The following is a 10752-nucleotide window of genomic DNA, read 5'->3' as shown; positions in this document are numbered from 1 at the left end:
ACTACCGCTTCGGCGACGTGATCTACCCCGATGCGGGCAGCGGCTTCTGCACCGTGCCGGGCGCCTGCCCGACGCTGACCAGCATCGGCGAGTTCGCCGGCAAGCTGTCCCTGCCGTTCAAGCCGATCTCGGTGCACAGCTCGAACGTGCCCTGACACCTTGCGCAAGTTCGCAAATGGGCCCCCGGTACAGCCGGGGGCTTTTTTTTGTGCGCCCCGCATCGGGCTACCGGGCAGCACTTGTTCTGGACGTGGGAGCGCTCGCCGGACAGCTTGACGGGCCCGAAGTCGGAGAGCGCGTCGCCGCTCTTCATCGAGCAGCTGAGGACATGGTCTCGTTCAAATCCGGAAGAATCTGGTAGTTGCCTCATGACGCGCATGAAGCGTCGCCTGCATGCAGCACGGGCAGCCCCCGGCGTCAGAGCTCACGCTGCCGGGCAACGTCGCAGCGCCTATTCGGCCCAGACCACGGCGCCGCTCCACGCGGTCGCCAGCACCACGATGCCGAAGGCGATGCGGTACCAGGCGAAGGGCACGAAGCTGTGGCTGCTGATGTACTTCAGCAGCCAGCGCACGCAGAGCCAGGCACTCGCGAAGGAGAAGACCAGTCCGACCGCGAACAGCGGCAGGTCTGCCGCCGACAGCAGCGCCCGTTCCTTGTAGAGGCTGTAGGCGCCGGCGCCGATCAGTGTCGGGATCGCGAGGAAGAAGGAGAAGTCCGTCGCCGCCTTGCGCGACAGGCCCAGCAGCATGCCGCCGATGATGGTGGCGCCGCTGCGGCTGGTGCCCGGGATCATCGCAAAGCACTGCACCAGTCCGACCTTGAGCGCGTCCCAGGGGGTCATGTCGTCCACGTGCTCGACGCGCACCGCGCCGGGCGGGCGCTTCTCGGCCCAGAGGATGATGAAGCCGCCGATGATGAAGGTGCTGGCGACCACCACCGCGGTGAACAGATGCGCCTTGATCAGCTTGCCGAACAGCAGGCCCAGCACGACCGCGGGCAGAAAGCCGATCAGCACGTTGAGCACCAGGCGCTGCGCCTTGTGCTGCCGCGGCAGTGCTACCAGCGTGGCATGGATCTTCTGCCAGTAGACGATGATCACGGCGAGGATCGCGCCGGTCTGGATCGCGATATCGAAGACCTTGGCCTTGTCGTCGTCGAAGCCCAGCAGCGAGCCCGCCAGGATCAGGTGGCCGGTCGACGAGATGGGCAGGAACTCGGTCAGTCCCTCGACGATGCCCATGATGGCGGCCTTGGCCAGCAAAACGATATCCACGCGCGCTCCTTTTGAAGAGCGCCGATTATCGCGAGGACCTCGGTCAGCTTCCGTTCAGCACGGGCTGCCTACCACCGCACCCGCAGCCCCACCGACGCATCGAGCTGCGACTTCACGCGGGCGTCCCCGCCCGAGGCCCACAACTTGCCCACCTCGCCGTAGAGGCTGGTCGATTCGCTCAGGCCCAGGGTGAAGCCCGCGGCGAGTTCGGTGGAGGTGCTGCCCGTGCTGCTGGCGATCGCCGTGCTGGCCGCCGGGCTGATGAAGCGCGTGGTGTCGCTGCCGCCCGCGGTGCGGTACACGTTCACGCGGCCGTAGGGCTGCAGCCGGCCCGCGCTGGTGGCGATGTCGCCCTTCACCCGCACGCCCACGCGGGCGAGCCAGCTGCCCTCGCGCGCCTGGCGCACGCGCGCGCCGGCGATGTCCACGTCGTCGAGGTCGATGCGCTGGTGCACCAGCTGCGCCTGCGGCTCGATCTGCCAGCCCTCGCCGAGCGCGAAGGCCTGGCCGATCTCCAGCGAGGCGCTCAGGCTGCTGGCCTTGCCCTTGGTGCGCAGGGCCGTTTGCGGCTTGACCTCGTAGCGGTGGCGCCCGGCCTGCAGCACGGCATCGGCGTAGAAGCCGCTGTCGTGGGTCCAGGTGGCGTAGCCGCCCAGGTACTGGCTGCGCAAGTCGTTGCTGCCCACGGGGAGGTTGGCGATGCCGCGGGCGAAGCCCTTGACCTGCAGGTCGCCATCGAGCTGGCCGGCGTAGAGGCCGGTGCGCCAGTGGGGGTCACTCCACAGGTCGGTGCCGGCTTGCAGGCCGCTGAAGCGGCCCTCGCTTTGCGGGGTGACGGTGCCGCTTTGCTCGATGCTCTGGCGGGTGCTGAGCACGCGGCCCCAGGCGCGGCGATCACTGGTATCGGACAATCCTTGGGCACTGGCAGCTGTGCGCACATCGTCGTCGCCGATGCGCCGGTGCAGGTTGCCCAGCATGGCGAGGTTGCCCTGGCGCAGTTGCTCGGGCAGCGCGGCGAAGAGGGGGACCTCGGCGCGGTAGGTGGGCACCTCGATGGCGGCAGCAGCTGGGGCCGGCGGTGGCGATGACGGACCAGCAGGCAACGGCGGCGGCGCCGGTGAAGTTGGCTCAACGGCTGGGGGTGGGGCCGGTGGAGCAGGCGCAATGAGGGTGCTGGTGGAGCGCAGGTACCAGTTCTCCCCGGCGCCTGCGGCATCGCCGGGCTGCAGCCGGTATTCGTAGGCGCCGGCGTCCACATGGCCGCCCTGCAGGGCGAAGGCATCCTGGGTGCTCTGGGCGGTGGTGGTGGCGCCGCCCTGCGCGCTGACGAGTTCGATGCCGTTGCCGGTGGTCAGCGCCCCCAGCCCGCCGAGGTTGACGACCTGCACGGTGGTGCGCCCGCTGGCGACGGCACTCGGGCCGCTGAGGACGAGCCGATCGCTCACGCTGGCGCTGTCGCCCAGGGCCGTGCCCAGGCGCAGCAGGCCGTTGTTGCCCACGTAGGGGCCGGTGACGGTGAGGGTGGTGCCCGGAGCGCTGCCGATGAGGGAGACGGTGCCTGCATTGGTGAGGGCGGCCACGCTCTGGCTGAAGCCCGCGAGGTCCAGCGTCGCAGCGGGATTCACGCTATGGGCGGAGGCCGGGCTGAAGGTGTTGGCGGCTCCGGCGCGCAGGGTGCCTTCGGCCACGGTGGTGGCGCCGCTGTAGGTGTTGGCGCCGGCGAGGATGAGGGTGCCGCTCCCGATCTTGCTCAAGTCGCCCGGGCCGGTGATGGCGCCGGTGAGGGTGGCGGTGAAGGCGCCGGTGTCGATGAAGGGATCGACCGCCTCCGTGAAGGCGATGGGATTGGCCAGGCTGAGCCCATCGGCGGCGAAGCGCAGGATCGTGCCTTCGTGCATGGCGAGCTCGCCGCTGCCCAGGGCGCGGTTGTTGCCGACAGCCAGGCGGCCTTCTTTGAGATCGGTGCCGCCGCTGTAGCTGTTCTCGCCGCTGAGGGTCAAGGTGCCCGCGCCCGTCTTGGTCACGGTACCGCTGCCGCTGACGGTGTTGGCAAGCGTGGCGTCCTCGGGCTGGTCGATGCGCAGCGCGGCGTTGTTGGCGATGGCGCCGCTGCCGAAGCTGGCGGCGCTGCCGGCCAGGGTCCCGGCGTTGATCGTGGTGCCGCCTGCGTAGGTGTTGGCGCCTGACAGCGTCAGCGTGCCGGCGCCGGTCTTGGTCAAGGCGCCTGCGCCGCTGACAATGCTGCTCGCCGAAAGATCGGCAGCAGTCTGCAGGGTCCCGCCGCCGGCGCCAAGGTCGACGTTGCGCGCTGTGGCGAAGGCGCTGGTGGTGCGCAGGGTGCCCCCATCGAGGTTCAACGCGCCGGAGGCTGCGCCCAGGTTCTGGTCCGCGGCGATCGACAGCGTGCCCTGCGTGACCGTGGTGCCGCCTGCATAGCTGTTCGCGCCGGAGAGGCTCAAGGTGCCCGCGCCGGTCTTCATCAAGGTGCCGCTGCCGGAGATGGGGTTCGCGAAGATCGCGTCACCTGCCTGATCGATCCGCAGCGTGGCGTTGTCGACGATGGCGCCACTGCCGAAGCTGCTCGCACTGCCGGCCAGGATGCCGCCGCTGATGATGGTGCCACCGGTGTAGGCGTTGGCACCCGACAGCACCAACGTGCCCGCGCCCTCCTTCGTCAAGGAGCCGCCCTTCGTCAGCGTTCGACCGATGCTGAAGCTTGCGTTGCCTTCGACGATGTCGAAGCCCCCTCCGTTCGGTCCCCAGAGAACGGGACGCGACGTCGATGTGAATCCCGTGCCGGTGATTTGCAAGGTGCCGCCGTCGAAGACGAGCGGGCCGAATGCGCCGAGATTGGCATCGGCCGATACCGACACCTTGCCGGCCAACAGGCTGGTCCCGCCGCTGTAGGTGTTGGCACCGGCGAGGGTCAAGGTGCCGGCACCGGTCTTGACCAGGCCGTTCGCTCCGGAGATGACACCGTTGGCGGTCAAGTTGGCATCGGTCTGGAAGCCGCCCGCGTTCGCGATCGTGATGGCACGCGCGGTCGTCGTCGCCGCCGTGGTCTGTAACGTGCCTCCGTCCAGAGTCAGGGCGCCCGACGCCGCACCCAGGTTCTGATCTGCAGAAATCGATAGCGTCGCACCGCCCGTGACGGTGGTGCCGCCGCTGTAGGTGTTGATGCCCGAAAGGGCCTGGGTGCCGCCGGACAGCGTCAGGCCGCCCGCGCCGCCGATGGCCCCGGCGAACGTTCCATTCGCGTTGGACAGCGTCAGGTTTCGGTCTCCGAGGGCCACGGTGCCGCTGCCGCTCAGGCTCGTGAGCGTGGCACCGAAAAGGATGCCGCTGAGGTCGAGATTGCCATCCACGATGACATTGCTCGATGCGGCGATGCTGGCAGGACCGGCCAGCGCGAGCGTGCCGCCGCTGATGGCGGTCGTGCCGGTGTACGAGCTGCTCCCGGTGAGCGTCAGCGTGCCATCGCCGATCTTGGTCAGCGTTCCCGCGCCGCTGATCGAGCCGGCATAGGTGGTCGTTGCAGGACTGTTGGCATTCAGGCTGCCCTGATTGAAGACCACGCCCGGGTCGGCGCCAGGTGATGCCGGTGCGAAATGGATGTTGCCCGCAAATGTGTTCGCATCGCCTTGCAGCGTGCCTTCGGCAATCGACCAGGTCTGCCCGGCGCTGCCGTTGCCGGTGAGCTGCCAGGTGCTGGCGCCGGTCTTGGCCAGGTTGGCGAAGCCCACGTACTGCGTGCCGGTGTATGAGGCAGGCAAGCTGCCCACGATGTCCGAGACATTGAAGGCGGCCGACGGGTTTGCATCGCCACCCAGCGCCAGGGTGTCCCCGCCATGGGTCGCCCCGCTGGCGCTCACCACGTTGCCGGTGAATCCGTAACCAGCCTGGAGGGTGAGCGTGTTGTTGCCGCCGGACAGATCGACTGCGTTCGCGCGCGTGGCCCCGCCGTTGCCGCTCAAGCCGCCGCTGATCATGCCGGCGTTGGTGATGCTCACATTGCCGGTCGCCACGATACCCGCGCCCCCTGCGCCAGGACCGAGCAAATCGGGATTGTTGCCCCTCTTGGAGCCGCCTGTACCGCCCTGGATGGTGCCCGTGTTCAGCACGAAGCCCCCTGCAGTCAGCACGACACCAGCGCCGCCATTGCCGCCGGTGGGAAAGGTGGGGGAAGCACCTCCCTCGCCGCCCGCGCCCCCGGCAATGACGCCACTGTTGTCGATGCTGCCGCCGCCGGTGAGTGCCATGCCCATGCCGCCATCGCCGCCAACACCGTTGTTGAGGAGGGTGCCGCTGGCGTTGGTCGAAGCCGATCCTCCCTGCCCGCCTGACAAAGAGCCGCTGTTCGTGAAATTGATGGCCCCGGTCAGCAGCACCCCGCCACCGCCGGCACCGCCCCCGCCACCGCCACCAGGCCTGTCGAATATGAGGTCGCGTTGCCCGGCCAGCCCGCCCGTGCCGCCCCGGCCGCCTTGGATCTGCGACGAGTTGCTCGAGCCGCCGGTCCCCGAAAGGACGAGGCCAAATGCACCGCCGCCGCCACCGCCACCACCGGTGCCGACCAGGTCAACGACGTTCTGACCCTTCAGGCCATCCGCTCCAGCCATACCGAGCAGCGGGATGGTGTTGTCCCCTTGAATCGTATTGAGCACGCTGCCGCCGCTGCCGCCGCTGCCGCCACTCGATCCTTCACTGTCACCGCCTGTCCCCCCCTTGCCGCCCGCCCCGGTGGACAAGCTGACGCCGCCGCCACCGCCGCCGCTCCCACCACCATCACCGGAAGCATTCACGGTCCCGTCCGACCCGTCGGGAACGGCGGAACTGCCTCCGGCGCCACCTGGGAGGATCTGACCTTGAATTGAGCGGACGTCAGATCCGCGGCCCCCATCCAGACTCACGGCCTGAGCCTGTGCGTGGGCCGTTGTCGCAGACCCTGCCAGCATCAGCGCACCAATGAACGTTCCGCTCATCCACAGAGCCGCTGCCTGACCCCGCAACACCGCCTTCATCGCGCCGGACCTCGCCTTGCGCGAGGCACTTCGGCTGCGCTTGCCTTGCGCGCGCACGTTCTCTGGGGCCGCCACCCAGGCACCCAAGGCGGCATTCCAAAGACTGCGATGGATTTTGTTCATGGGAAAGTTCTTGAGTCATTCGGGGACCACGCGCGGCGCGCGCGTGGCGGCAATGCCGCCGTCTCAACGGTGACTGCCTTCTGCGCCTAGTTGCCAGAAGCTCAGCCGCCGTTCGACAAACCCTGAAGAGTCAGCGACCGGGGAAATGCTATGAACGCCCGACGGCGGCGCCAGACAATTGCGACAAAAAGCGAGAATTCCTTCGCCCGCCGACGCGCCGGGACGAAGGCCGGCGTGCGTCGCAGAACGGGCGCGCCCGCCGGCTATGCGCGCGTCATCAGGCGCGTACGCAGCGCCTTCACCGCGCTCTCGACCGTGGTCAGCACCGGCAGGCCGGTGGCCGCCTCGCAGGCCGCGCGGGCACGCGCCATGCTGAACTGGGCAAGCGCGATGCGGCTGCAGCCCTTGTCGCGCAGCGCACGGGCCTGCATCGCGATGCGTTCATCGTGCGCCTGGGTGTCGCCGGCGTTGAGCGCGTCCAGCGCGCCCTCCGCGAACGCAAGCTCGAGTTCGACTTCGGACGGAAATTCCGGCGGCATCGATTCAAGCGTGGGCCGGAAGGTGGCGATCAGCCCGAGCTTGCCCGCAGCGGCCGCCGCCTGCGCGATCATGGCCTCGTTGGGCTTGAGCACCGGCATCCCGGCATGCCGCTGCGCCACTGCCTCGATGCACGGCCCAAAGGCGGAGCAGGTGAAGAGAATGCCCTGCGCACCCGTGTCGACCGCGTACTGCGCCAGCCGCTGGAAGCGCTCGTGCATCGCCGCGTCCAGCCCCTCGCCTTCACGCGTCAGGTCGGCCGACAGGCTGTCGTCGAGCAGGTTCATCCGAACCGCCTCGGGCCAGTCGCGCTCGAAGGCCGCGTTGATGGGCGCGATGGAATGGGCGAGCGCGTGGATCAGGGCGATACGGGTCATCGACGCAGATTCTCAGATGCCCTTGGAAGACGGATTCGCGAACGCGTCCTTCGTCTCGTCATTGAGCGGGTAGTTGATGTTGATGTTCCTGGGCGGGATCGGCGACATGAACCACTGGTGGTAGAGCTTCTCCATCTCCCCCGACTTCATCATGCCACCGACCACCCGGTCGACCAGCGCCTTCATCTGCGGATCGTCCTTGCGGAACATCAGCGCCTGGTTCTCGGTGCGCAGGCTCTCGCCGGTGATGATGAAGTCCTTGGGATGGCGCGCATTGGCGATCTGCCCCGCCAGCAGGATGTCGTCGAGCACGAAGGCCTGGGCGCGGCCGCTCTCCACCAGCAGGAACGAGTCGGTGTGGTCCTTGCCCGCCAGGTTGTTGACCTCCAGGTTGCGGCCCTTGTCCGCATCGCGCAGGAGGCGGAAGGAGGTGGTGCCGGTGGTGGTGACCACGGTCTTCCCCTGCAGGTCGGCGATGCTCTTGATGCCCGAATCGGCCTTCACCAGCATGCGCACGTTATAGCGGAAGATGTCGGGCGAGAAGGCCACCTGCTTCTGGCGTTCGACCAGGTTGGTGGTGGAGCCGCACTCGATGTCGACGGTGCCGTTGGTCACCAGCGGAATGCGGTTGGCCGAGGTCACGGCCTGCCAGCGCAGCTCGATGGCCGGCATCTTCAGCTCGGCCTTCATGGCCTCGACGATGCGTTTGCAGATCTCGATGCTGTAGCCCACCGGCTTGAGGTCGCCGTCCAGGTAGGAAAAGCCGAAGGAGGACTCGCGGTAGCCGATGGTGATGGCGCCGCTCGCCTTCACCTTGGCGAGCGTGCCGCCCTCCTGCGCGTGCAGCGCGCCCAGGGGCATCAGGGTGAAGGCGGCCGCGAAGACGGCGCCGGCGATGTGCAGGCGTGGAAAGGCCATGGAAAGACTCCTCGGGGCGTGGTTAGGAAGTGGTGGCGCCGCGCACGACGGCGTCGATGGACGAAGCCAGCCGCGCGGCGATCTCGCGCAGGTCGCCGCGGCTCGCGATGAAGGGCGGCGCGAGCAGCACGTGGTCGCCCAGCTTGCCGTCGACCGTGCCGCCGAAGGGGTAGCACAGGAGACCCTGGGCCATGGCCTCCTTCTTGATCCGCACATGCAGATTCAGGGCCGGGTCGAACGGCGCCTTGCTCGCCCGCTCGGACACCAGTTCCACGCCCCAGAAGAAGCCGCGCCCGCGGATGTCACCCACGTTCGGGTGCGCGCCCAGCGCCTCGCGCAACATCGCGCCGAAGGCTTCGCCGTCGCTGCGCACCTTGGCCAGGAGGCCATCGCGATGGATCACCCGCTGCACCGCCAGCGCGGCGGCGCAAGCCACCGGGTGCCCGATGTAGGTGTGGCCGTGCTGGAAGAAGCCGCTGCCCCGCGACATCGCGTCCACGATCTTGCCTTGCGCCAGCACTGCGCCGATCGGCTGGTAGCCGCCACCCAGGCCCTTGGCGATGGTGGCCAGGTCCGGCACCACGCCCTCCCGCTCGCAGGCGTACAGCGTGCCGGTGCGGCCCATGCCGCACATCACCTCGTCGAGGATCAGCAGCACGCCGTAACGGTCGCACACCTCGCGGACCGCCTTGAAGTAGCCCGGCACCGGCGTCAGCACGCCGGCGGTGGCGCCGCCCACCGTCTCGGCCACGAAGGCGATCACGCTGTCGGGGCCCTGGCCCAGGATCGCCGCCTCGAGCTCGTCGGCCAGGCGACGCCCATACTGCTCCGGCGTCTCGTCCACGCGCTGTTCACGGTACGGATAGCACGGCGAGACGTGCGTGGCCGGGACCAGGATCGGCGCAAAGGGCGCGCGCCGCCAGGCGTTGCCGCCCACCGCCAGCGCGCCCAGCGTGTTGCCGTGGTAGCTCTGGCGCCGGGCGATGAAGTGGGTGCGCTGCGGCTGGCCGATCTCGACGAAGTACTGGCGCGCCATCTTGAGCGCCGCTTCCACCGCCTCCGAGCCGCCGCTCACCAGGTAGACGTGGCTCATGCCCTGGGGTGCGGTGCGGATCAGCTCGTCGGCCAGCCGCTCGGCCGGCTCGCTGGTGAAGAAGCTGGTGTGGGCATAGGCCAGCTTGTCGATCTGCGCGTGCATCGCCGCGATCACGTCCGGGTGGCCGTGGCCCAGCGAGGATACGGCGGCGCCCCCCGAGGCATCGAGATACTCGCGGCCCTCCGCGTCGCGGAAGGTCATGCCGCTCGCCGCGACGGCGAGCTTCGGCGCATGGCGCAGGTGGCGGTGAAAGACGTGAGTCATGGAATACAGAATGGAACCAATGTGCTGCTCGGATTATTGTTTGGAACATTTGTTCCGTCAAGAAGGCGCTGCGGCGACGCTGTTCCATCCGGTACATTCGTTCCAACCGGAGATGAAAACCCATGGGCGTCAAAGACGATCTGCGCCAGCGCTACGACAGCCTCAGCCCTGCCCTGCAGCAGGTCGCGAAGCATGTCCTCGACCATCCGAACGAAGTGGTGACGACTTCGATGCGCGCCGTCGGCACCCGCGCCGGCGCCACGCCGGCCACACTGGTGCGATTCGCGCAGCACCTGGGCTATGCGGGCTGGCCGCAGTTCAAGCAGGCGGTGGCAGCGGAGATGGGGCTGGGCAGCAGCGACGCCTACGGCGCGCGCGCCAAGACCCTGATCGGCCGCGCGCGCGACCAGGGCCTGGCCGGCGAGATGTTCGAAGTGCAGCGGCGCAACCTGGAGAACACCCACCGCCAGAGCGAGGCGGCGCTGCAGCGTGCCTGCGCGGTGCTGGAGAAGGCGAACGCGGTGCATGCGGCGGGTTTCCGCGCCTGCTTCCCGATCGCCTTCTCCTTCGTCTACGTGTATCGGATGTTCCGCGCGAGCGTGCACCTGGTCGACGGCCAGGGCGGCTCGCTGGAAATGCAGCAGCGCGCCTTCGCCAAGGGCGATGCGCTGCTGGTGGCCAGCTTCGCGCCCTATTCGCGCGAGGCGCTGCAGGTGGCGCAGGCGGCCAAGGCGGCGGGGCTGCGCATCGTGGCCGTCACCGACAGCATCGCCTCGCCGCTGTCACTGCTGGCGGACGAGACCTTGCTGTTCGCGATCGACAGTCCCTCCTTCTTTCCGTCAGTCGCAGCAGGCGTGGCGGTGACGGAGGCGCTGGTGGAGATGCTGGCGAGCCGCGCTGGGAAGGGGGTGATACGGCGGATCGATGAGGCGGAGGGGCAGTTGTTCGAGTCGGGGGCGTATCTGCAGGCGCCTCGGCTGCGGGGTGCTTGACTTGCTGGATCTACCGCCTTTGTTGAGGCGTTGCTTTTTGGTTTGAGGCCGGAGCCGGGATGTCGCCCCGGCAGGCGAGTCACTTTCTTTTGCTTCGCCAAAAGAAAGTAACCAAAGAAAAGGCGACCCCACTGGCCGCGACCCTGCG

Annotated in this window: 6 protein-coding genes and 1 pseudogene; 1 reads left to right on the top strand and 6 read right to left on the bottom strand. The window is 68.5% G+C overall.

The annotated features are described in order from the left end of the window. Nucleotides 1–451: 451 nt before the first annotated feature. The 6 genes and pseudogenes from J2739_RS27720 to J2739_RS27700 form a co-directional block, all read right to left on the bottom strand. Complete coding sequence (locus tag J2739_RS27720) at nucleotides 452–1276, bottom strand: undecaprenyl-diphosphate phosphatase (protein WP_309907739.1); 825 nt, start codon at nucleotides 1274–1276, stop codon at nucleotides 452–454. Nucleotides 1277–1344: 68 nt separating this feature from the next. Continuing rightward, on the bottom strand, nucleotides 1345–6078 hold the full coding sequence (locus tag J2739_RS27715; RefSeq protein ID WP_309907737.1) for an autotransporter-associated beta strand repeat-containing protein: 4734 nt from the start codon (nucleotides 6076–6078) through the stop codon (nucleotides 1345–1347). Between the two features lie 216 nt (nucleotides 6079–6294). Further along, a pseudogene (locus J2739_RS27980) lies at nucleotides 6295–6420 on the bottom strand (ESPR domain-containing protein); the annotation flags it as partial. A 263-nt stretch (nucleotides 6421–6683) separates the two neighbouring features. Next, entirely contained in the window at nucleotides 6684–7334 is a 651-nt protein-coding gene (locus J2739_RS27710; RefSeq protein ID WP_309907735.1) for an aspartate/glutamate racemase family protein, read from the bottom strand. Nucleotides 7335–7346: 12 nt separating this feature from the next. Then, complete coding sequence (locus J2739_RS27705) at nucleotides 7347–8252, bottom strand: transporter substrate-binding domain-containing protein (protein ID WP_405053981.1); 906 nt, start codon at nucleotides 8250–8252, stop codon at nucleotides 7347–7349. A 22-nt stretch (nucleotides 8253–8274) separates the two neighbouring features. Next, nucleotides 8275–9612, bottom strand: a complete 1338-nt coding sequence (locus J2739_RS27700; protein ID WP_309907733.1) for an aspartate aminotransferase family protein — start codon at nucleotides 9610–9612, stop codon at nucleotides 8275–8277. Nucleotides 9613–9734: 122 nt separating this feature from the next. On the opposite strand from J2739_RS27700, the gene J2739_RS27695 reads away from it, so the two are divergent. Beyond that, the gene (locus J2739_RS27695) at nucleotides 9735–10604 is read left to right on the top strand and encodes a MurR/RpiR family transcriptional regulator (RefSeq protein ID WP_309907732.1); all 870 of its coding nucleotides are present in this window, start codon (nucleotides 9735–9737) and stop codon (nucleotides 10602–10604) included. Nucleotides 10605–10752: the final 148 nt, after the last annotated feature.

It is taken from the genome of Variovorax soli (genome assembly GCF_031454625.1).
GTDB lineage: Bacteria > Pseudomonadota > Gammaproteobacteria > Burkholderiales > Burkholderiaceae_C > Variovorax > Variovorax soli_A.
The sequence above is the reverse complement of the archived record's forward strand: the minus strand, read 5'-3'. Positions and strand labels throughout refer to the sequence as shown.